23 protein-coding genes are annotated in these 21928 nt (G+C 48.9%); 14 read left to right on the top strand and 9 right to left on the bottom strand.

Going from position 1 to position 21928, the window contains the following annotated elements; translation table 11 throughout:
- Window positions 1-143 precede the first annotated feature (143 nt).
- Both AC3WTP_RS08510 and AC3WTP_RS08505 read right to left on the bottom strand, forming a co-directional pair.
- Window positions 144-848: a GTP pyrophosphokinase gene (locus AC3WTP_RS08510; protein ID WP_492394163.1), complete on the bottom strand. Its 705-nt coding sequence runs from the start codon at window positions 846-848 to the stop codon at window positions 144-146.
- 126 nt (window positions 849-974) lie between these two features.
- Window positions 975-3158: an ATP-dependent helicase gene (locus AC3WTP_RS08505; protein WP_492394162.1), complete on the bottom strand. Its 2184-nt coding sequence runs from the start codon at window positions 3156-3158 to the stop codon at window positions 975-977.
- A 348-nt stretch (window positions 3159-3506) separates the two neighbouring features.
- Here AC3WTP_RS08505 and AC3WTP_RS08500 point away from each other — a divergent pair, with 348 nt between their 5' ends.
- The 3 genes from AC3WTP_RS08500 to AC3WTP_RS08490 all read left to right on the top strand — a co-directional run bounded on the left by AC3WTP_RS08500 (window position 3507) and on the right by AC3WTP_RS08490 (window position 5642).
- Window positions 3507-4274, top strand: coding sequence for a hypothetical protein (locus AC3WTP_RS08500; RefSeq protein ID WP_492394161.1), 768 nt, complete (start codon window positions 3507-3509; stop codon window positions 4272-4274).
- Between the two features lie 59 nt (window positions 4275-4333).
- Window positions 4334-5119 (top strand): TrmB family transcriptional regulator, encoded by a 786-nt coding sequence (locus AC3WTP_RS08495; protein ID WP_492394160.1) that lies wholly within the window; start codon window positions 4334-4336, stop codon window positions 5117-5119.
- A gap of 211 nt (window positions 5120-5330) precedes the next feature.
- Window positions 5331-5642 (top strand): dipeptidyl aminopeptidase, encoded by a 312-nt coding sequence (locus AC3WTP_RS08490; RefSeq protein WP_492394159.1) that lies wholly within the window; start codon window positions 5331-5333, stop codon window positions 5640-5642.
- Window positions 5643-5732: 90 nt separating this feature from the next.
- On the opposite strand, the gene mscL is transcribed toward AC3WTP_RS08490, so the two are convergent.
- Both mscL and AC3WTP_RS08480 read right to left on the bottom strand, forming a co-directional pair.
- Window positions 5733-6239, bottom strand: a complete 507-nt coding sequence (gene mscL / locus AC3WTP_RS08485; RefSeq protein ID WP_492394158.1) for a large conductance mechanosensitive channel protein MscL — start codon at window positions 6237-6239, stop codon at window positions 5733-5735.
- Window positions 6240-6313: 74 nt separating this feature from the next.
- Entirely contained in the window at window positions 6314-7207 is an 894-nt protein-coding gene (locus tag AC3WTP_RS08480; RefSeq protein WP_492394157.1) for a diacylglycerol/lipid kinase family protein, read from the bottom strand.
- 201 nt (window positions 7208-7408) lie between these two features.
- Between AC3WTP_RS08480 and AC3WTP_RS08475 the strand changes: the two genes are divergently transcribed.
- Window positions 7409-8185: a sporulation protein gene (locus tag AC3WTP_RS08475; RefSeq protein WP_492394156.1), complete on the top strand. Its 777-nt coding sequence runs from the start codon at window positions 7409-7411 to the stop codon at window positions 8183-8185.
- A 109-nt stretch (window positions 8186-8294) separates the two neighbouring features.
- On the opposite strand, the gene AC3WTP_RS08470 is transcribed toward AC3WTP_RS08475, so the two are convergent.
- From AC3WTP_RS08470 to AC3WTP_RS08460, 3 genes are all read right to left on the bottom strand, one after another.
- Window positions 8295-8573, bottom strand: coding sequence for a transposase (locus tag AC3WTP_RS08470; RefSeq protein WP_492394155.1), 279 nt, complete (start codon window positions 8571-8573; stop codon window positions 8295-8297).
- A gap of 166 nt (window positions 8574-8739) precedes the next feature.
- On the bottom strand, window positions 8740-9351 hold the full coding sequence (locus AC3WTP_RS08465) for a TVP38/TMEM64 family protein (protein ID WP_492394154.1): 612 nt from the start codon (window positions 9349-9351) through the stop codon (window positions 8740-8742).
- Window positions 9352-9399: 48 nt separating this feature from the next.
- Window positions 9400-10578, bottom strand: coding sequence for an MFS transporter (locus tag AC3WTP_RS08460; protein WP_492394153.1), 1179 nt, complete (start codon window positions 10576-10578; stop codon window positions 9400-9402).
- Window positions 10579-10923: 345 nt separating this feature from the next.
- Between AC3WTP_RS08460 and AC3WTP_RS08455 the strand changes: the two genes are divergently transcribed.
- The 8 genes from AC3WTP_RS08455 (at window position 10924) to AC3WTP_RS08420 (ending at window position 18337) form a co-directional block, all read left to right on the top strand.
- Window positions 10924-11112, top strand: a complete 189-nt coding sequence (locus AC3WTP_RS08455) for a hypothetical protein (protein WP_492394152.1) — start codon at window positions 10924-10926, stop codon at window positions 11110-11112.
- 221 nt (window positions 11113-11333) lie between these two features.
- Window positions 11334-12152, top strand: coding sequence for a type I methionyl aminopeptidase (gene map, locus AC3WTP_RS08450; RefSeq protein WP_492394151.1), 819 nt, complete (start codon window positions 11334-11336; stop codon window positions 12150-12152).
- 664 nt (window positions 12153-12816) lie between these two features.
- The gene (coxB, locus tag AC3WTP_RS08445; RefSeq protein WP_492394150.1) at window positions 12817-13884 is read left to right on the top strand and encodes a cytochrome c oxidase subunit II; all 1068 of its coding nucleotides are present in this window, start codon (window positions 12817-12819) and stop codon (window positions 13882-13884) included.
- A 79-nt stretch (window positions 13885-13963) separates the two neighbouring features.
- On the top strand, window positions 13964-15814 hold the full coding sequence (gene ctaD, locus AC3WTP_RS08440; RefSeq protein ID WP_492394196.1) for a cytochrome c oxidase subunit I: 1851 nt from the start codon (window positions 13964-13966) through the stop codon (window positions 15812-15814).
- Window positions 15811-16431: a cytochrome (ubi)quinol oxidase subunit III gene (locus AC3WTP_RS08435; RefSeq protein ID WP_492394149.1), complete on the top strand. Its 621-nt coding sequence runs from the start codon at window positions 15811-15813 to the stop codon at window positions 16429-16431. The genes ctaD and AC3WTP_RS08435 overlap by 4 nt, the downstream gene beginning before the upstream one ends.
- 3 nt (window positions 16432-16434) lie before the next feature.
- The gene (locus tag AC3WTP_RS08430) at window positions 16435-16761 is read left to right on the top strand and encodes a cytochrome C oxidase subunit IV family protein (protein ID WP_492394148.1); all 327 of its coding nucleotides are present in this window, start codon (window positions 16435-16437) and stop codon (window positions 16759-16761) included.
- 112 nt (window positions 16762-16873) lie between these two features.
- Window positions 16874-17812, top strand: coding sequence for a cytochrome c oxidase assembly factor CtaG (ctaG, locus tag AC3WTP_RS08425; protein ID WP_492394147.1), 939 nt, complete (start codon window positions 16874-16876; stop codon window positions 17810-17812).
- A 60-nt stretch (window positions 17813-17872) separates the two neighbouring features.
- Entirely contained in the window at window positions 17873-18337 is a 465-nt protein-coding gene (locus tag AC3WTP_RS08420) for a DUF420 domain-containing protein (RefSeq protein WP_492394146.1), read from the top strand.
- A gap of 593 nt (window positions 18338-18930) precedes the next feature.
- Here AC3WTP_RS08420 and AC3WTP_RS08415 read toward each other — a convergent pair.
- Together AC3WTP_RS08415 and AC3WTP_RS08410 are read right to left on the bottom strand one after the other, a co-directional pair.
- Entirely contained in the window at window positions 18931-19248 is a 318-nt protein-coding gene (locus AC3WTP_RS08415) for a hypothetical protein (protein WP_492394145.1), read from the bottom strand.
- Between the two features lie 137 nt (window positions 19249-19385).
- Window positions 19386-20630: a CynX/NimT family MFS transporter gene (locus AC3WTP_RS08410; protein ID WP_492394144.1), complete on the bottom strand. Its 1245-nt coding sequence runs from the start codon at window positions 20628-20630 to the stop codon at window positions 19386-19388.
- A 175-nt stretch (window positions 20631-20805) separates the two neighbouring features.
- On the opposite strand from AC3WTP_RS08410, the gene AC3WTP_RS08405 reads away from it, so the two are divergent.
- Together AC3WTP_RS08405 and AC3WTP_RS08400 are read left to right on the top strand one after the other, a co-directional pair.
- A complete protein-coding gene (locus tag AC3WTP_RS08405; RefSeq protein ID WP_492394143.1) occupies window positions 20806-21660 on the top strand; it encodes an SPFH domain-containing protein in 855 nt (284 codons plus the stop codon).
- A gap of 18 nt (window positions 21661-21678) precedes the next feature.
- The gene (locus AC3WTP_RS08400) at window positions 21679-21861 is read left to right on the top strand and encodes a type II toxin-antitoxin system antitoxin (RefSeq protein ID WP_492394142.1); all 183 of its coding nucleotides are present in this window, start codon (window positions 21679-21681) and stop codon (window positions 21859-21861) included.
- Window positions 21862-21928 lie beyond the last annotated feature (67 nt).

The raw sequence follows: 21928 nt of genomic DNA, 5'->3' as shown, positions 1-21928 counted from the left end.
CATATGCTTCAGAAGTCGTTAAGACTCAGCCTAAGCCGAGTGATAACGCCACATCTATGGCATGGTCATCAGGACGCCGGTAAAGTGGATGACTTCCCTAGCGTCAGCAATATCATGTGCAGAATGATTCGTGATTATTCAGCTTATTTTATAAGTTCTTTTAATCGGGCAAACTCAGCAATTGTACTCGTACTAGAGTCATTCGATAGCCACTCTTCTTGATTATAGGACAGGATCTCCTTGCGAAGCTGAAGCATCTTGCGGTCCAGCTCATCTACCGCGCGCGCCGCGTCGGTCAATTCTTTCGTGACATGAGGCGGAACATGCTGATCGAACTTGTAAAATATGATGTGTTCCAGGCTCGCCCAGAAATCCATGGCCAATGTGCGCAGCTGAATCTCAACAAAAACCCAACGTGTTTCTTCAAATAGAATCAGCGGGACTTGGACGATCACGTGCAGGCTCTGATATCCATTGGGCTTCGGATTCGCGATATAGTCCTTGATCTCGAAGATGCGGATATCTTCGCGCGTCTTCATATGCTCGAGGATCAGATAGATATCCTTTACGAAAGCACATACGATTCTCATGCCTGCCACATCGTAGATCTGGTTCACGATTGTGTCGAGCGAGAGGGGGAACCCTTTGCGCTGCATCTTATTAAAGATGCTGTTCGGTTCCTTGATTCGAGTCTTAATATGTTCGAAAGGGGAATATCCGTGTTTTATCTTCCACTCTGCCTGTATCACCTTAAACTTTGTTTCTAATTCTTCAAGAGCCAGTTCATACAGAGCTGGCAGCTGCTTCACTTCTTCATACTGTTTTAAGATCAAATCGGGCCTGGACATGTCTTGAATCCACTCCTTCTAATGCGGCGTTTCCACGATTGTTCATTACTACTGTCTATGACGCTGTTTAGAATGCTGTTACCTTCATTGTAACGGATAACATATGCTTATGACAAAACACAGTCATCATTTGGAACTGTCACCCTTCCAAGCCTCAGTCAAGAAACGGCTGATTTCCTGTTTCTTGCCGTGCAGCAGAGCGGGAGAACTGACGTACAGTTCTTCTTTGGCACGCGTTATCCCTACATATAATAGTCGCCGCTCTTCTTCAAGCATTTCCTGCAGTACAGCAGCGTCGTTAGGGGCTTCACTCGTATCTCGTGCTTGAGAGCGGATGGCAGAAGATGCTTCTTTCTCTGCTGGAGGCTTGTCTTTCAGTGATGAGCGATGGGGCAGCAGTTCTTCCGTAACACCTAGTAGAAAGATACAAGGATATTCAAGCCCCTTCGCCCGGTGAATCGTCATGCACGTTAGAGCATCTTCATCTCGAGTTGAGGTGTGATGACTGTGCGCGCGGCTCTGCTGCAGCGAGCGCAGCTCGTCGATATGAGCGAGAAACGCCGCTACGGTATCGAAGCGCTTCGCCGCGCTTTCGAGCTCTTCCAGCGTTTCGGCGGCGGCTTCCTGATAGGCTGTTGCTTTAACCCCGCTCAAGGCTGTTGTATATTTATCATAGAACTCTCGCCGCATATCGCGGACGGCGAGATGCGGTTTCATCATCGCGAGCTTCTTGATATAACGAATTCGCGGCTTGATGGCGTCCTGCTGGAAGGGAGCTAATCCTGGACAGGACTCCAGATGAACGAGCGGATATTTCTTCGCTCGCTTCTGTTCCGCCTGCTTGACGTAAGTTAGTCCGGATTCGCGCGAGACATATAGGGCGGCTATCGCGCTGCCTAGAGCATCGAATTCGCGCGGATTCAGAGAGAGTCGCAGATGATCGATCAGCGGCTTCACGAGCGCATGATCGTAGAATAACGGCTCCGCGCCGTATTGAACGAAGGGGATGCCACTTATCGTCAAGTGCTCCACCATTGCGCGGCTCGCGTTAGCCGTACGGTACAGCACTGCAATATCCTTATAACTGCGTCCTTCCTTCTCCACGAGCTCGCGTATCCGTGCCGTGATCAGCTCCGCTTCCTGTTCGGCATCGCTTGGACGCAGGTAGGCAGGCATACGTTGATGTTCACCAGGGTGAACGGAGGACATCGTCTTCGCGAGCCGCTCCTTATTATGCTGGATTACGGCATTGCCTAAGCCAATAATGGCGGGTGTGGAGCGGAAGTTTCGATCCAGCGTCACCTGCTGCGCGTCGGGATACATATCCTTGAAGCCGGTGATGTAGCGATGATTGGCGCCGTTGAACGTATAGATCGTTTGATCATCGTCGCCGAACACGGCGAGATTATGGTGCTTCGTCGTTATATGCTTCAGCAGGCGAAGCTGGATGGGTGTCGTATCTTGATACTCGTCCACCATTACATATTGAAATCGCCGCGACAGCTTGGCCACTAACTCGCTGTCGTTGTCGAGCAGCTCCAATGTATCGAGCAGCAGGTCGTCGAAGTCCTTCAGCCCGCGCTCGCGCTTCTGAGCTTCGAAGCGCAGCATGGCGCGCTGCATCTCGCGCTCAGCGGGGCCGTCCGTGTTCCATTCGGACGGCTGTTCTCCGCGCGACTTGAGCGCGGACAGCGCCGCAAGCACGGTCTCGGCCTGCAGGTTATCCTGCAGACCGAGTTCCCGTATGACGCGGCGCATAAAGCCATGGCGGGCGCGTTCCTCCGCCAGGAGCTTGAACGGCGGCACGTAAGCCTGCAGCAGGGTAAGCGCGAACGAATGGAACGTTCGCGCCTGCACGCGCCGCGCCATGGCGGCGGTCACGCCCGGCAGGCGGCTGAGGCGCTCGCGCATCTCGGCCGCCGCCTTGTTGGTGAACGTGACGAGCCAGAGCGCCTCTGGCGCTGCCCCGTGCACGGCAAGCAGGTAGCCGGCTCGCGCGGTCAGCACCGACGTCTTGCCCGAGCCGGCGCCTGCTAGGCAGAGCAGCGGGCCGCGGGCATGCCGCACGGCCTCGCGCTGCGCGGCGTGCAGGGCCAAGCCGCGTGCCTCGAGCGCGCGGAAGTAGCGCGCATCCAGCTCGCTAGGCGCGGTCGCGCGCTCAGCCCCGCTGGCTGCAGATATGCCAGCGCTCGGCGCTTTAGCCGTGGCGGATACGCCGCTTGGCCTGCAAGTCCATACAGCAAGCGGTATATTAGCGGCTTGCTGCCCCTCCCGCGTTCGCGTGGAGGGAGAAGATGAAGAGGGATTCAACTGAACATTCCTCCTTTTCATGTCAATTCCAGCTTCTTGTTTGATGCAATCCTCAATCCTATATTCAGGAAGCACGCAGCTTCCATTACATGTGCACAACTTCTCTATTATAACGGCATTCTATGGAATGAGGGGAGTGTCGCGATAAACATGTTTTGACAGAAGGCAGCATACGTTGTCCTAAGGGATAAGCGTTAGACAGAAGGGGAGGAAGGAGGACTGAACGTCGTATGTCCGGAGTGGACTTCGTTTCAGTGTAGAAAGAATCCGATTAATGGTTATTGCATTTCTACCAGATATAATAGTAAATTTAACGTGACCAATTCGATTGGGAAGGGAGAATGACGTATGAATCGTTTCTTGCAAAAGGTAAAAGACGGCGCGTCGAAGGCATCAGAGAAAGCGCAAGTTGTAATGGAGCTGAACCGAGTACAAGCTCAAATCGACAACCGATTGAAGGAATTGAAGAACAATACATATGAAATCGGCTATCTAGCCTTCGAAGCATATAAAGAGCAGGACATGGAATCTCTTTTATCGAAGATTGAGCAATTAGCTAAGGAGAGTATGGAGCTCGAACAAGAAATCGATCAGCTGGAGTGGAAACGCTGCGAGCTTCGCAATGAGAAGCGATGCGATTGCGGTCAGACTGCCGCTTGGGAAGCTAATTATTGCGCGAAATGCGGGTCTAAGCTGCCTGATCCGCCGAAGTTCACGCATGAGATGGCTGCGGCGATGGAACCAACTGAGGAGTTTGGGGTTCAGGAACTGCTTCCGTACCGCCATAATGATACTGCTATAAAGCCAATTGAGTATAAGGAAGAAGCTGTTCACTACTATAACAGTGAAGATGAGCAGTCTCTTCCGGGGTACTCCGCAGTCCGGGCGGAAGAAGAGCTGAAGCAGCAGGAGCGCTCTGCCGGATCCACAATCAATGGACATGCGCAGGAGAATGCTTGGACATGGAATTTCCCTGAGAAGGAGCCGCTGCTAAGAGCCAATCGACATCAGACGGAGAGCAAGGCCGAACCGAAGCAGAAAATCTGCAAGCATTGCGGAGCACAGGCTGATCCAGAGGCCAAATGGTGTGAGCGCTGCGGCACGCCATTTATTTAGTGCGATTTCTGGCACCTCGCACCACCTAGAACCACATCGAGAGAGGAGGCTTCAGCCAGATGAATGATCTTATTCGACAATTACGCTCTGTTGGATTTACAGAGATGGAAGCCAAGATCATGATAACACTGTCTGAACAAGGAATGATGACAGGTTATGAAGTTGCCAAAAAATTAGGCGTGTCTCGATCCAATGTATATGCCGCTTTGCAGCGTCTTGTTGATCATGGATATATCCTGGTGACTCAAGGAGATCCTACCTATTACAAAGCGCTGGATGTGCGTCAGTTGACTGCCATGATGAGCGAGCGTATGCAGCAATCTCTCGAATATGTGGAATCGCATATGCCTGTTGGGCTGCGTGATGAAGGTGGCTTCTTCAGTGTAGAAGGGGAGAAGTCGGTTCTAGAGACGCTTAAGCGAAGCTTATCGCAGGCAGAAACAGAAATTATCGTTGATGCCGCTCCGCAAGATGCGGCAATCGTGCAGGACGAGCTTAGACTGGCGGAGAGCCGCGGAGTCAAGGTGTTGTGGTCATTGTCGAACGAAGAAGGGGAAGCCCGCAGAGCGGAGGCACTTATGCCGGATATCTATGCTGGCGCCGCATCTGCAGCACATCGCTTCGTCGCGATCATTGATCGTCGGAAGACGCTTATCGGCATGCGAGGGGATGGACGTTACACGAAGGCACTGATGACGGATCATCCTGCCGTCACGGAGCTTGTGTTAAGCCACTTTATACAGGATATTATCTTGTATGAGTTGGAACAGGTGATGGACGATGAGATGCGCGCCAATGTGGGGCCCCATTTTTCAAAGTTGATTGATCCGTATCTTGGAGCTTAACTCGTCGGCGAGGCTATTTAGCCAATTCCTAGTGCATAAAGTGTCGAATTTACAACTTGCTTGTAGGAAGTATCTGCAACGTTACTCGTTCTCAACCGTATCACCTTCTATACCATGAGTTCTTAGATTGTGACTGCATGAAGATGGTTATAGTAAGAAGTAGTCAATCTAAAGTCACTCGATAACAGATATCATGTGAGGAGGAGTAGGAGTGGCAGAATGTATTGTTCACTTTGAGGTACACGAGAACGGTGGAGAAATATCCAAGCTGCGCGGATTGGTCATGATTGAGCCTGGCAAGAAGCCGACAGTGGAAGAAGTCCAAGACATGCTTCGAATAATGGGGTATCCTGTTAAAATAGACGATGCGGAACATTATGAGTATGTGCCAGCTTCGAGCGGTGTAGATTGGAACAAGATTGTAGTTAAGAAGATGGATACGGGTGAGGAGACCTTTACACCTGATATGCAATTGAAGGCATTGGCTGAATCGATGATGCAGCGCAATAGCCGTTCTATATAAGAATATACAGAAGACCGCCTTATTTCGCTTCGATGGAAGCATGATTCAGGGCGGTCTTCTTATCCAGGGTATGAATATGTGCAGCGTTTATCAGGATTTAGATCCTACTGCTGCTTGCTCCAGTGTGGATGTGCAATGCGGACAGCGAGTTGCTTCTATCGCAATCTCGGTGATGCAATAAGGGCACTTCTTCGTTGTCGGCTCGGCTTGTACAGCCGGTTCATTCTTAGTGCGACTACGATTCAGCATGTTGACCACTTTCACGAGGAAGAACACGGACAATGCCACTAGCAGAAAATCGATCAGCACGTTAATAAAATTACCGTAAGCGATGACAGGGATACCGTGCTCTTGCGCATATGCCAGCGATGGAACCTTAGAGCCGTCAAGCGGAAGCACTAGGTCTTTAAAGTTGACATTGCCGAGAAGCTTTCCGATTGGAGGCATAATTAAGTCATTTACTATAGATGTAACGATCTTGTTGAATGCAGTACCGATAATAACACCGACCGCGAGATCGATAACGTTGCCTCGCATCGCGAATTCCTTGAATTCCGTGGCTAATGATCTAATCTTGGATTGTTTAACCTCTCCCATTTCTAATTCATCCTTCCATTCCTTAAATACTTATGCATTATAACCTTCATGTCGACTCTGTGAAACAAAACAATTTATGGGACATACATGCTGAGCTGATTCGGATGCAGCTGCGCTTCGAATGTGCCGACTCCAACCTGTTCTCCATCGCCAAATGTGATGACCTCGCTGATCGGCTTGACCTGAATGCGTCTGCCTCGTTTCATCGTGACATAGCGCAGGTTGACATGCTTGCCTGTAAATACGGTCGGGAGCAAGCGAAGAAGGGTCATTCTGCTGCAGCCATGCACGATGCACATATCGAGTAAGCCGTCGTCTGCTCTTGCCTCAGGACAGATGCGAATGCCCCCGCCATAGGAATTCACATTAGAGATGGCGGCGAGCCATATTCGGTCTAAGGTGACCGTTTCATCATCGATTCGGATGCTCATCGATGTCGGTTTGAACGTAAACAGCGTATGAATAATGCCGATCAGATAGGCGACTGGACCGAGTCTCAGCTTGTTGCACCAGCGCTTGTAGAAGCTTCGGTTCACAACATCGGCTACGGCTGAATCGAAGCCGGTTGCTAGCGCGGTTAAGGTCCATCTCCCGTGTGATTTCAGCATGTCTACCTGTTGAATCTTGCCTTGAACGATGACTCGCAGAGCTCCTAGCGGGTCCATCGGAATGCCGAAGCCTCTGGCTGTATCATTGCCCGAGCCGGCGGGTATAATAGCGAGAATACCGCTTCTTTGCTCAATAACAGACAGCAATCGATGGATCGTTCCATCCCCGCCTATTACCGCGACAACCGAATTCGGATATTGCTCAAGGTGAGTACACACTCGATCTTCTGCTTCCTCTGGGCTGTCAGATAAGTATGCCACATAAGGTACCCTTTGTTTCTTGCACTCGCGCTCTACTAACGACCACACGTTAAGACCATTGCCGTTGCCAGCGCGGGGATTGATTATGAATAAATTCAAGCTGCACCTCTCCCATAATGTCCATTGTGCCTTATATGAGTCTATTAAATACATTCTTGTATTTTATATCATAATAGCATAAATGGTATTAGAAGGAATGACTAAAAAGATGAAACAATCACCAGTTGTGATCGTATCATTAATTTAAACAGAACATTCATACGTCAATATTCTATATGCAATCGTGCAGGAGGTTGTTATATGTCCATGTTTAATCGCTTGCTTGCCAGTGTTGGCATCGGGGCGGCCAAGGTTGATACTTTGCTGGAGCAAGGTCGATACGCGCCTGGAGATGAGATACGAGGCATAGTGCGGATCAAAGGCGGTCAGATCAGTCAGCAAGTCGAGGGAATTCGCTTAACGCTGATGACGCAATATTTAAAGGAGTCCAACGACCATAAGCATTGGGTCAACTACGAATTGGATCGCTTTCGGATCAGCGGAGCTTTCGAGCTGCAGGCTAATGAGACGAAGGAATTGCCATTCGCCATTAGGCTCGCTCCTAACACACCGCTGACGATCGGAAGAGCGCCTGTATGGCTGAAGACGGAGCTCGATATCCCGAGCGCCATTGACCCTAGCGATAACGACCGAATCGAGATCATTCCTACCGAAGAGCAAAGCATCGTCATCGATGCCTTGAACCGGCTTGGATTCCGCCTGCGCAATGCGGAGTGTGAGTACGCATCTCGTATGGGTGCCGGCGCGCCATTCGTTCAGGAATTTGAATTTGTTCCTACTACGAATTTCCGCGGTCAACTTGACGAGTTGGAAGTGATCTTCTACCCGAGAGGCGATGAACTGGAGCTGTTGCTGCAGATTGACCGCCGTGCCCGCGGTTTGAGCAGCTGGCTGTCAGAAGCGATGGATATGGATGAATCGTTTGTCCGATTCCGCTTGCCCAATGCGGAATGGCGTCGATTGGGCGCTGACGGAGCATCGTCAGAGCTCTCTAACCTCATCCGCCGTTATATATAAACATGAATGAAGCTCCCTCTAATAGTGAGGGAGCTGTCGCTTATAGCTGCAACGTATAAAGGGGCTTGCTCCTTCGGTAGAACGATCTACTTCCAGGGCTGCCCCTATCTTATTTGTCTCCGCGATCTGTGTGTTTACTAACGTCCGTATTATTCGTGCGATCTTCATCTTTAGACTTCGGCACAAGCCGCTCATCTGTTCGTCCTTCATGATGATTATCAAAAATAAATTGCTGGAGCTGCCATTCTGTTGCTCCTAATTGGGGATCTGACGGGAATGTTTGACCGCGGTGAAGCACTTCTTCGCGTCCCCATTCATTCGCATACACGCCATCTACTTCTACCGGTTCACGGCTCATAGGCTTCATCTTATCGTTTTCTTTCGACATGCGCGTTCTGCTCCTTTCTGATCTCGTTAATCCCGGTCATGATGACCGCAAGCCAGCCCAGACATATATTGGCGTTAGCCGGGCTAGAATAGCTTGTTTAACAATTAACATACCCTTTAGAAGCAGCTTCTATCCGTACATCGGAGATCATGAAGTCGATCATGCCCTAAGAGACGCGATGATAGCGATTCTCTACTTTCTTGCCAATCATCCACAGTAGCCAGAAGATAAAGGCGGCGAACAAGATCCTCCATGGTTGGTGAATAAAGGTCTGCCATTCATGCCCGATAAAGGCGATCATAAAGATCATAACGGACTTACCTGCCATAACCGCAACGACAAATGTACTGAACGGTACTGTACTTATGCCAGCAGCGACATTAATCAGTGAGGAAGGCGTAAAGGGAAAGCAATATAACAGAAAGATTGGCGTAAAGCCTTTCTGTTCAATCCAGTGAAAGAATCGCTGAGTTCCAGGCATCCGCTTCTGAATGTACATTCCGAACTTTTTACCGAACCAGCGGGCGATGCAGAATACGGTGATGGAACCGGCGCATACGCCGATCCAAGAGAGTAGAAACCCCCACCATAAGCCATAAGCTGCCGCATTTCCCATAACCAATACAATCAACGGCAGAAACGGAAGGAATGCTTCTGCAAATGGCAATAAAATACCTGGCAGCGGCCCTAGGTTGGAGTACTCCTGCAGCCATAATTCAACTTGCTTCATATCAATGTGTTTTACATAATTCCATATGTCGTGAGACCAATCTCCCATGATTGTACATCCTTTCCCAAGTTCAATCTGCTAGCTCTTCCATACACGCTAATGTTCTGCGAACCAACGGGAAGGAAACAGCATATATACAATGGCAATAATGCCGAATAACCCAGCGCTTAACCATATCACAGCGGATACGGACCACAGATCAGCAAGAAAGCCTCCAAGCACAGGTCCGATCAGAACGCCGATGCCCTCAACGGTTGAGAGCAGGCTCCAGCCCAGTCCCTTCTGTCCTGGTGGAACATATAAGGCGAGCAGCGCGTTCCAGGCGGGCAGTACTGCCGCATAGGAAATACCTAATATGACGGCCAACAGGAAAGCAATCCCGATCGGCGGATAGAAGGATAAAGAGGCCAGCGTTATCGCGAAGATAGCAAAGCCTACGTATAAGAACGGCTTGCGTCCCGTTCGATCCGACCATTTCCCCATGGGGACGAGTCCTGCGATGGTACAAGCGCCTCCGACAAGCAGCAGCAGCGAATACTGTGTGTTGTTTAACGATAGATTCTGCTCTGCGAAGGTAGGCAGTATTGGAACGAGCATGCTGACTCCGAGTGTCTGAAGCACCATTCCAGGCAGAAGCGGCCGCATGGCCTTTAAGCGCTCTTTAAGTGCTTCCCATTGCTCATGGAAGGGAGCTTGTTTAATCTGTGCGCCAGATGTTTTAGTGCTGGGCACCGCGAAGCTAAGCAGCCATGCTGCGCTAATCAGAATAAGCAGCAGTGCATAGGACCATTGTGCAGAGTAATCCAGCATGACATTCAGCACTGCCGGTCCAGCGCCCATGCCGACCAGCCAGATGGTATATAGGAAACCCATCTGTGCGGCGCGCTGTTCTTCTTGGACCTTGGTCAAGCATACGATCCACACAGGCGATATGCCAACGCCATAAAGCCCTGCAGCAAAGATAAATATCCAAGGCTGATCTCCCCAATGAAATAAAGCTAATCCAATCAAGGATATCAGCAGGCCAACATTAATAATGATGCGCGCGGACCAACGGTCGAGCAGGTATCCTATACCTATCTTTAATACCGTATCCGTCAGGTAGTGGGCTGTAATTGCTGTTCCGATGACGGAGAGGCTGATGCCCAGCTCATTTTTTCCGTAGATGGGAATGAAGCTGATTAATGTCGCTCCTCGAACAAACTCAACCAGAAAGAGGATAACGGCCAGCAGCAAGATGTTGGGACCGAGTCCCAATGAGCGAATCGATTTCACCTGTAGAGCTCCTTTAGCTGTAATTCTGAAGTTTATTATATCGTTATGTCCCATCCATTTCCAACTTGACCCCTTTGTATGCGTTTGACGAATACGGTGTGTTAGATTCCTTCATGCGGAAGACTTTAAATTTTATGTACTTTTGATATAGGAATGGAATTAGTACGGATTAGCAATTAAAAATTAGAAAAATATTACAAATTAATAGTTTGATTTTGCAGTTCGTTTGAATATGATATAATAAAGGTTAAATAGGTTGCGAATTCCAGCATTACATTTATATGCGAAGTCCGAAGAGTTCTCGGTTGCGGGGCATGTCCTACAACGCTTTAGGAGGGAATTTTCATGGCAACAAAAGGTCATAACGAAGTGAAAGAAAGCTTGGTAGAGATGACGAAGATTTTCCGGCCGAAGAACCCTCGAAAGTTTGTGCGCGAGTACATTCGGAAGTATCGGATCATGGGCGGATATGAAGATGAATTAACTCAATTGGTTGAGCTGGAGATGGATAAGATGGACTCCAGTGTGTCCTAGAGTTCAATTCGAGCTGTAAGTACAGTAAAGAGAATAATATTATATTTTTATGAAGGCGTACCGTTTAATCGGTACGTTTTCTTTGCGTTTAGGCATGATTCTGATTCACGGAGCGCGGCGCGCGGATGTCAGGATGTCAGGATGTCATAAGACTCAGATGAATGGAATATGACTACAAGAGGTCTGTTAGACCGCGAAGCATCGAATGGGGAGGTGGGATTATGTCGAAAATTGAGATCAAGACGACAGAGCAGATTGCGAAGATGCGAGCGGCAGGAAGAATCGCCGCACACTGTCATCGGATGATAGCGTCCAAGCTGGCTCCTGGAGTTGCAACGCTTGAGATCGACCGATTTGTTGATAAATGGCTGGCTAAGCAGGGGGCTTCTCCCGCTCAAAAAGGCTACCGCAGCTATCCCTTCGCCATCTGCGCTTCTAGAAACGATGTGGTCTGTCATGGATGGCCTGATGAGCAGCCGCTCCATTCCGGCGATATCGTAACGATCGACCTCGTGGTGAATTATAAAGGGTGGCTAGCGGATATGGCTTGGACCTATACAATCGGAAAGGTGCGACCGGAAGTGAAGAAGCTTGTCTATCATGCTCATAAGGCGCTGCTGAGCGGTATTCAGCAGGTTCGTGTCGGCAGCACGGTGGGGGATGTGTCGGCGGCGATGGGCCGCTATGCGCGTGAGAAGGGGTACGGGATGGTGCTGTCCATGATTGGACATGGTATCGGACGTGAGCTGCATCAAGCGCCGGAAGTGCCTAATGATGGGCTGGCAGGGACAGGTCCGATCCTGCAGCGAGGGATGGTGATGACCCTGGAGCCGATTCTGACCATAGGCAGGGCAGGTCAAGTATGGACAGCGCAGGATGGATGGTCAGTTCACACGGTGGACGGGACTTGGGGAGCTCACTTTGAACATACAGTTGCTGTCACAGCGGCCGGTGGACGTATTCTCACTGAGCTCATCGAGCATAAGAAGCATGCTGTCCATCCGGGTAAAAAAGCGAAGCGCCAGTCACACAAGGGATAATGTGTGATGCTTTTGCACGGTTATGGGGTTGGAAGTACATGAAGAAAATCCCTTATATTATTACAATATTGTGAACATTGTGAACAAATAGAATAATATTCTTACATTCTCGTATCGATATTAAGAACGGGGTGTGACAAGGGAGAATATATTTTACTTATTGAGCGTTTATTAGATATAAATGAGCCCGGAACCATGTAAACATTGGAAAAAACATCCTTGTAATAGCGTGAAAATGACAGTGTTCATCTTGGTTCGACAGCGGTTTTTAGAGGTTGGCTCATTTTTGGTAACGCTTACAAATGTTGATATGGCGCGGTTTAGAGCCATGTTTGAACACTTTGTGAACTCGACGGTAAACATTGACAAATAAAAATATGGAAATTATATTTAGGTGAGTGATTCGATTAATTGACAGGGTTGCAACATCCGTGTTTCAGCCGATGATCTACCTTGAATTGACCATACAGACGCCCGAAGGATTGAATGTCCGCGGGCATTTCTATGTCCGCATCGGTCAAGCAGGTGTCCGCTTTCGATTACTATACATACTCTCTTTCACTACATAATCTCCAACGCCGCTAATCGCTAGAGGAAATCGGAAAGAACGCGAGATGTCATGTCATGCAATGATCTACGAAAAAGGAAAAAGTGGGGTTGATCAATGATGAAACGGTGGCACGCTGTGAAACGACTCCTTCCTCTGTTAGCCGGGCTCGTATTGCTCCTTAGCGCTTGCGGTCGCGAGGACCTATCCGCTATCAATCCGCAAGGCCCGATCGCGGAGCAGCAATTCGATCTGATGAAGCTGGCGATTATCATTATGACTTCGGTTGTTGTCGTTGTATTCGCTATCTGCTTCTATGTTATTATTCGTTTCCGTCGGAAGCCGGGACAGAATAACATACCTGTACAGGTTGAGGGCAGTCATAAGTTAGAAGTGATATGGACCGTTATTCCGATTATTTTGCTCATTATCTTGGCTGTACCAACGGTTAAGTACGTGTTCGCTTTCGCGGAGGACTACAGCAACGATAAGAATGCGATTAAGGTTAACGTGGTATCGCACCAATATTGGTGGGAATTCGAGTATCCTGAACTCGGTATTCGTACGGCGCAGGATCTCGTCATTCCGACGAGCAAGAAGATCGCGATTAATCTAAGAACAGCCGACGTGCTTCACTCTTTCTGGGTGCCGGCATTAGCGGGCAAGATGGATACGAACCGCGAAGGTAACTTCAATAATATGTATCTTGAAGCTCCGAAAGAGAATGTATATCGCGGTAAATGTGCTGAGCTATGCGGTCCTTCTCATGCTTACATGGACTTCAAGGTTAAAGCTGTCAGCGATGAGACGTTCACTGCTTGGGTCAATGAGATGTTGGCAGAGCCTAAGCCGTTCGAGGGCGATGCTGAAGTTGCCGATAAGTTCAAGACTAGCTGCTTGACTTGCCATGCTGTAGATAATGTTCAATCCGCAGGTCCGAACTTAAAGGGTATCGGAAGCAGGGAAGCAGTCGGCGGTATACTCCTGAATCGTGATAATGCAGAGGAATCAATCGAGCAGAGCGCAGTGGAAGATCATCTGCGCAGATGGCTTGTAGACAACGAAGGAGAGAAGCCAGGCAACCGTATGGGCAACATTCCATTGGACAAGAAGGAACTGGATCAGATCATAGACTACTTGTCGAACTACAAGCTGGAATCGTTGAAAGAAGTTAACAAACAATAGCAGTGTATATTAGCATCTTCTAGGGGAGGTTACGACCTTGGCACATACAGCGCACACAGTGAAGCGGTATCGTGGCTTAATGGATTGGCTCACGACGGTCGACCATAAGAAGATCGGTATTCTTTACCTTATCGCAGGCGCCTTATTCTTCGGCATCGGCGGAATTGAAGCCATACTGATCCGGATTCAATTGTGGAAGCCTTTGAACGATTTCGTATCCGCGCAGCAGTTCAACGAACTGATCACGATGCACGGGACGACCATGATCTTTCTCGGGGTCATGCCAATTATATTTGCACTTATGAATGCGATTATTCCTTTGCAGATCGGCGCACGCGACGTCGCGTTCCCATTCTTGAACTCTCTCGGCTTCTGGACGTTCTTCTTCGGCGGCTTGCTCTTGAACTTGAGCTGGCTGATCGGAAGCGTGCCAGACGCGGGATGGACGGCATATGTTCCGCTATCCACAACGGAATACAGCCCGCATCGAGGTATGGACTTCTATACGGTCGGTTTGCAGATTGCGGGTCTAGGTACATTGCTCGGGGGGATTAACTTCCTGGCAACTATCATTAATATGCGTGCTCCAGGCATGTCTTACATGCGCATGCCGATGTTCACTTGGGCATCCTTTATAACTTCTGCACTCATCTTGTTCGCTTTCCCGGCCATTACGGTAGGTCTTATTCTCTTGACCTTCGACCGCTTGTTCGGCGGCAACTTCTTCGATGTCGTAGACGGAGGCAACCCTGTTCTATGGCAGCATATATTCTGGATATTCGGTCACCCTGAAGTATATATTCTTATCTTGCCGGCATTCGGTATCATATCTGATGTTATCAGTACGTTCTCTCGCAAGCGTTTATTCGGTTACAGCTCGATGGTGTTTGCGACGATCTTGATCGGCTTCTTGGGCTTCATGGTATGGGCTCACCATATGTTCACGGTAGGTCTTGGACCAGTAGCTAATGCGCTGTTCTCGATCGCAACGATGTTGATCGCAGTACCGACAGGGATCAAGATCTTCAACTGGCTGTTCACGATGTGGGGAGGCTCGATCCGCTTCACAGCTGCGAATATGTATGCGGTAAGCTTTATTCCAACATTCGTTATGGGCGGCGTAACGGGTGTCATGCTCGCATCCGCTCCAGCAGACTTCCAGTTCCATGATACGTACTTCGTGGTTGCTCACTTCCACTATGTTATCGTAGGCGGCTTGGTGCTCGGCTTATTCGCGGGTCTGCATTTCTGGTGGCCGAAGATGTTTGGCCGTACGCTCGCTGAAGGGCTTGGCAAGGCGACGTTCTGGATGTTCTACATCGGCTTCCAATTGACGTTCTTCGTTCAGCACTTCTTGGGACTGACAGGGATGCCGCGACGGGTATTCACTTATCTGCCGAACCAGGGCTTCGAAACGATGAACTTGGTAAGTACAATCGGTGCGATCATGATGGGTATCGGCGTTATTATGTTCTTAATTAACATCGTGATCACGACTACGAAGCCGGCGACGGCCTCTAATGATCCTTGGGAAGATGGACGTTCACTGGAATGGACGATTCCTTCACCTCCTCCAGAGTACAACTTCAAGCAGATTCCGCTTGTTCGCGGTTATGATGCTTGGTGGAAAGAGAAGATGGAAGGCAATAAGGAGATGACGCCTGCTGAACCGGTTGGCTCGATTCACATGCCGTCACCAACGATTCTGCCGTTCATTATGTCTATAGGATTGTTTATCATGGGCTTCGGCTTTATGTTTGCTAAGGATACGTTCAGCAATGCTATTGTGGGCTTCATGTTCAATAACTACATTATAACGGCAATCGGCGCGCTGCTGTTATTCGGCAGCATGTTCTTACGCTCAGTCATTGATGACCATGGTTACCATATCGAACCGAATGAGCTGGAAGATAAGGGGGTTAAAGCATGAGCGCACCTGCACATCAAGTAGAAGGCCATTGGCCGGCAGAACCGGAAAAGGCCACGCTGGAAGGACGCAATAAAGTGCTTGGCTTCTGGTTGTTCCTGGGCGGGGAAGCGGTATTGTTCGGAACGCTGTTCGCTACTTTCCTTGCTCTGCGCGACTCCATAGGTGACGGTCCCGCAGCGTCTGAGCTGTTCCAGCTCCCATTGATCGCATTAGCGACTATACTATTGCTGACCAGCTCATTGACGAGCGTGTTCGCGGTACAGGGCTTGCACCAGAATAATGTCAAGTCGATGCTGACTTGGTTGATCGTGACGGTTATTCTCGGTCTTGGATTCTTAGGCTTGGAGATATACGAATTTGTTCACTATGTAGGCGAAGGACATACGTTTACGACGAGTGCTTTCAGTACTGCATTCTATACGCTAGTAGGCTTCCACGGCGCTCACGTGGCATTCGGTGTATCGTGGATTACGATCCTGATCGTGCAAGTGAAGATGCGCGGCTTGAACTTAGTTACTGCGCCGAAGGTATATGTGTCGGCGATCTATTGGCACTTTATCGACGTTGTGTGGGTATTCATCTTCACCGTCGTATACTTAATGGGAAAGTTGGGATAGCATATGGCAGCACAACAACTGACTTCCAATGATGGAACGAAGCGCCGTCATAAGCATGAGGGAAAACAAAAGCATATTGTTGCGTTCTTGTTCTCCATCTTTTTAACCTTGATCGCTTTCGCAGCCGTCGGTTCCGCAGGTGAACTCAATACAACATTTATCATTATTCTATTGTTGGTCATGGCAGTGCTTCAGGTTGTTATACAGATGGCATATTGGATGCATATGAAGGATAAAGGTCATCTGATGCCGCTCCTCTTCATTATAGGCGGCGCAATTATCGCCTTCACGGGTATTATAATGGCTGTTTTCTGGGTATGGTGGAGCTAGCTTCTCTTATCCAGGGGTTGCAGAGGTGGTGCTTTAGCGCCGCCTCTTTTTCCGTAAGCAGGTAAATTGTGGCGAAACGATGACAGCACAGGCATGAGGGAGGGATGCGCCGATGTTCGGATTGGAGAAATATTTTTCAGCGGCTGACTTGTGGAGTCCGCTGCTGTTCATAACTGCATTGCTAATCATCGTATTGTATATGGGTCTGATTGGTCCATTTCGCGGGAGATTTGCTGGCAGCGAGCCTATCAGTCTATTCCGCAAGCTGATGTTTATACTAGGGGTCATACTTCTGTACTTTGTACAAGGCGGGCCTATTAATGTAATGAGCCATCTGATGTTTTCATTTCATATGGTGCTGATGTCGATCTCCTATATTATTGTACCGCCGATGATTATGATCGGAATTCCGGGTTGGTTGTGGCGTTTTCTGTTAGACCGGCCATTTATGCATAAATTCAAGTGGACCATGCATCCGATTCTGACCGCATTATTGTTCAACGTGCTGTTCTCCGTGTATCATGTTCCTGCCGTGCATGATTATATCATGCTGAACTTCGGGGTTCATGTCGTGTACTACATCGCGCTGTTTATTACTTCGGTTATGATGTGGTGGCCGATCGTGAATCCAGTTGCCGACTGGGAATATATTAGCGATGTGAAGAAGATGGGCTATATCTTCCTGAACGGAGTGCTGATCACCCCTGCATGCGCGCTCATCATCTTCGCGCCGGAGCCGCTGTACGCGACTTACACGGATGCGGAAACTTGGGCGCAAGCGATGGGGTATTGTGTGTCGGGAAACACGCAAGCATTGCTCGCTATGACCCAGAATGCGGGACCGCAATTCTTCAGTTGGTTTACGCCGATTGAAGACCAGCAGCTTGGCGGTATCTTCATGAAGCTGGTGCAGGAAACGATGTATGCCACCATTCTCTTCACGGTATTCTCTCGATGGTTCCGGCGCGAAGGCAAGGATGATGAGGATCAAGCTGATGCAGTCGGCGCTAAGGTTGTCGTTGAATCGACACTGACAGGGCAACCTAATTGAGCCTAATCTTGTTATAATGAAACTATTCGGGGATTATGCACATTTGGGAGGGAATTGTAGTTGGATTTATTCGCTATTATGCCTGCAATTAGTACGAGCTTTATCGCGCTCAGTGCTATATTAGTAGCCATTGGTTGGGTACTTATCATCAAGGGCAAGAGAGAGGCACACAAGAAAACGATGCTGGCTGCCGCGGTTGCGGCGCTGCTGTTCTTCATCATCTATGTATCGCGAACGGTATTTGTGGGGAATACAGCGTGGGGCGGACCGGATAACCTGGAGATGGTGTATCGCGTGTTCTTGATATTTCATATTATCTTGGCGACGACATCGGCAGTATTCGGCTTAACAACCTTGTACACTGGTTTAAAAGGGAAGTATAGTCGCCATCGCAAGATTGGCCGAGTGACGTCTGTTATGTGGTTCGTAACGGCAATTACGGGGGTAACGGTGTATATACTATTGTATGTCTTGTATCCTGGCGGTCATACGAAACCAATGATCGAAGCTATATTTGGATTGTAAGCAGAAAGGGGCTGTCCCAAAAGTGGATTTTTCCATCTAAGGGGCAAGCTCCTTTTTTATGTAATTACTCAAAAATACAAAAAACAACAGTTTCAGAGGCTATGCCCTGATTGCTGTTTTTGATTTATGCTGTATTCTTCTGCGTTATATTCCCAGTTGTCGATCTTGCGAATATCCTTCTGCCAACTTTTAGCCGGGAGCGGACACACGAGCCGCTATTTGCAACAAACACTACTAATTTGCCATACTAGCGGACCGTAGAGACGTTATTTGACCCGAATAAGCAGTTTAGTGCTAGTTTTGAAGCAAATAGCGTCATCTGAGTCCGCAAGCCCTCAAAAATACCCCGAAATCATGAAATAGCGGCTCCTGTGTCCGTTCAAGCGCGGGTCATACGGCCTTGCGATCACCGTATGTGCTATCGGATAAAAAAACCGCGGATCCAGTATCATCTACTAGGTAAGCGGTTTTTAATTGGTGTAGAAACAATGAAGGGCTGTCCCAAAAGACATGAGAAAAATGACTTTTAGGACAACCCCTTTTTTACTGCTGTAATAGGTTCTTGAGGTTATATGGCACAGTTAAGATCATATCTATAAGTGCTGCATGAAGGAATAAACGGCAAGCGTACCGATGGCTACTCCGATAGCGAAGAGGAGCTTATGCATGCCAGTGCTTGGCGGCTCAACGAGCTCGATCGGATTCGATTCATTCTGGCTCCGTCCCGACACGCCATCCTCTTCATATGCGTATCGAAAGCTGACCTGTTCGATCACAAGACCCTTTTGAGATGGAAATTGCTTATGTGATATGCGTACAGCCTCCGGAGCGCTCTCCGCCTCAACGTATGCGATTACCCTGCTAGGCTGACGCCGGCGCACTTGGATAACTGCGAATTTACGTATAATCATCTCTCACTCTCCATTAGTTAAGCTTACGCTCGAATATTATTCATGATCCGCAATTCCGCTATAGAGCGTATCTTCAGGTGATCGCGGCCCCTTCTACTATCATAATGCTATTTTCGAAGAAAGTCATTCCACGCCGACTATGTGGAGCTGGTTCCGGGCTTTTTATCGTTAATCAATCGATTCCGAGCAGCGCCCAAGCCGAATATGAACAGCAGAACGCTTGATACAAACAAGTAAACGAGCGATAAGCTCCAGTCCCCGGTTACATCATGCAGCATGCCGAAGAGGAGAGGGCCTGTAGCTGCTAATATATAGCCAAACGATTGCGCCATGCCGGACAATTCGGCTGCTTCCTGAGCTGTGCTCGTGCGCAATGAAAAGAGCATCATCGCTAAGCTGAAGGAGGAGCCTCCGGCTATGCCGAGAATAACAGCGCTCACGGGGATCACCCAGCCGTGACCGAAGCTGAATCCGGCGATGCTGATAAAGTAGCACGCGCCGAAGAAAACGACAAGCTTCCGTTGGTCTTTCATACGGCTTGCAATAATAGGCGTGATGAAGGTCATGGGAAGCTGGGCAAATTGCATGAGCGACACCATCCAACCTGCGGCAGATGGCGTGAACCCGCGATCGATGAGCAGGTCAGGGAACCAAGTCACGGTTATATAGAATATGACCGACTGCACGCCCAAAAACAAGGTAACCTGCCAAGCTAATGCGGACTTCCACATCCCACCTGTTCTCACCTTAGAAGTAGAAGCGTTGCTAACGACGGCTTGACTTCGCAATTGCGGGATCCATAGCAAGATGGTCGCGATCACGATCAATCCCCAGAAGGCTAGGGAGCCGTTCCAGCCTAATCCCAATTGGTCAGCAAGCGGCACGCTTAATCCTAATGCAACAGCGGCGCTTAAGTTCATCGAAGCGGTGTAGATGCCTGTCAGCAGTCCGATGCGATCGGGAAATTTCTGCTTGATAAGACTAGGGAGCAGTACATTTCCCAAAGCAATGGCTGATGCAAGTACAGCTGTCCCGATAAATACAGGAACAGTGCTAGGAATATAGCGTATTGCGATTCCAGCTGTCAGTAGGAACAGAGCGCCAAATAGAACGCGTTCCGTTCCATATCTGTGAGCCAGCTTAGGCGCAAGAGGAGAGATAAAGGCAAATGCAAGAAGCGGTACAGTTGATAAGAAACCCGCTAATGTATTGGAAATGCCTAAAGAGTCGCGAATCGTATTGAGCAGCGGCCCAACCGATGTAAAAGGTGCGCGCAAGGTTGCCGCAATAAACACAATGCCTAATATCAAGATCCAAGTAGGCTGTGTTCGCGTTTGCTGTACGAGTGAAACATGGTTCTCTCGATTATGCGATGGCTGCATAGCAAGTGAGTCCTCCTCAAAACGGTATATGTAGGACATTAATACAAGTACATAGAGCGGTCAAGTGAGAGACTTGAACTGTCAAAGAATGTGATGGATGGAACTTTACAATATTAGTTAAAAGTGATATCATATGAATATCAAATAAATATTAAAAATAAGGAGCTCGATGATCATGTTCAAAGAGGAAAAAAGCACAAGTTTGAATGGATTTGTTGCTCTGCTAATCGTATTGGCAATGGGAGCCGCTGGCGCGTTTATGATAAGCATTGAAACGACACCCTCGATTATTACAGGGATCGTGGCTATCGTCATTGCGGTATTGTTGATGACTGGCTTAACTGTTGTACAGCCGAACCAATCGCAAGTCATAACTTTCTTCGGTCGTTATATGGGTGTCATCAGAACTAGCGGTTTCTTCATGACAGTTCCACTTTCTACACGCAAGAAGGTATCCCTACGAGTTCGGAACTTTAACAGCGCGAAGCTGAAGGTCAATGATGTTGACGGCAATCCGATCGAGATTGCGGCAGTGGTTGTATTTTCGGTAGTAGATTCAGCTAAAGCTTTGTTCGAAGTGGATGAGTATGAAACATTTGTCGAGATTCAAAGTGAAGCTGCTCTGCGCCATGTGGCAAGCAAGTACGCTTATGATTCGAATGAACCGGATGGCTTCTCCTTGCGAGGCAATGCGGAGGAGATTGCTACTGAATTGACGGAAGAATTGCAGAATCGCCTGTCTATTGCCGGCGTGAAGATCATCGAATCGCGTCTGACGCATCTGGCGTACTCCACGGAGATTGCCAGCGCGATGCTGCAGCGCCAGCAGGCTGCGGCGATCATCGCGGCTCGCGAGAAGATCGTTGACGGCGCAGTTACGATGGTGCAGATGGCGATCGAACGTTTGCAAGCGGATGGAATCGTCGCGTTGGATGACGAGCGTAAAGCGGCGATGGTTAATAATTTATTAGTAGCAGTAGTATCTGACCGATCTGCCCAGCCGGTCATCAATACAAGCTCCATCTACTAATGGGAGCGGCTATTCACGATGGCAGGTAAGAAGAAGAGCTTCCCACTGCGCCTTGATCCGACTGTATATGAGGCTTTGGAGCGCTGGGCAGCAGATGAGTTCCGAAGTGTGAATGGTCATATCGAGTATATATTGAGGGAAGCTTTGCGGAAGCAAGGCAGGCTTCCTTCGACAAGGAAGCAATTCGAGGATGAGGAATAGCGGCAGGTGTTAACCGGGTACCCTGGATTGGCGGGACAGCAGCTGATTCAGGGTATCTGTGACAAAT

This window comes from Paenibacillus sp. EB106-04-04-XG159, from assembly GCF_058791835.1.
This window is presented reverse-complemented; position numbering and strand designations above follow the sequence as displayed.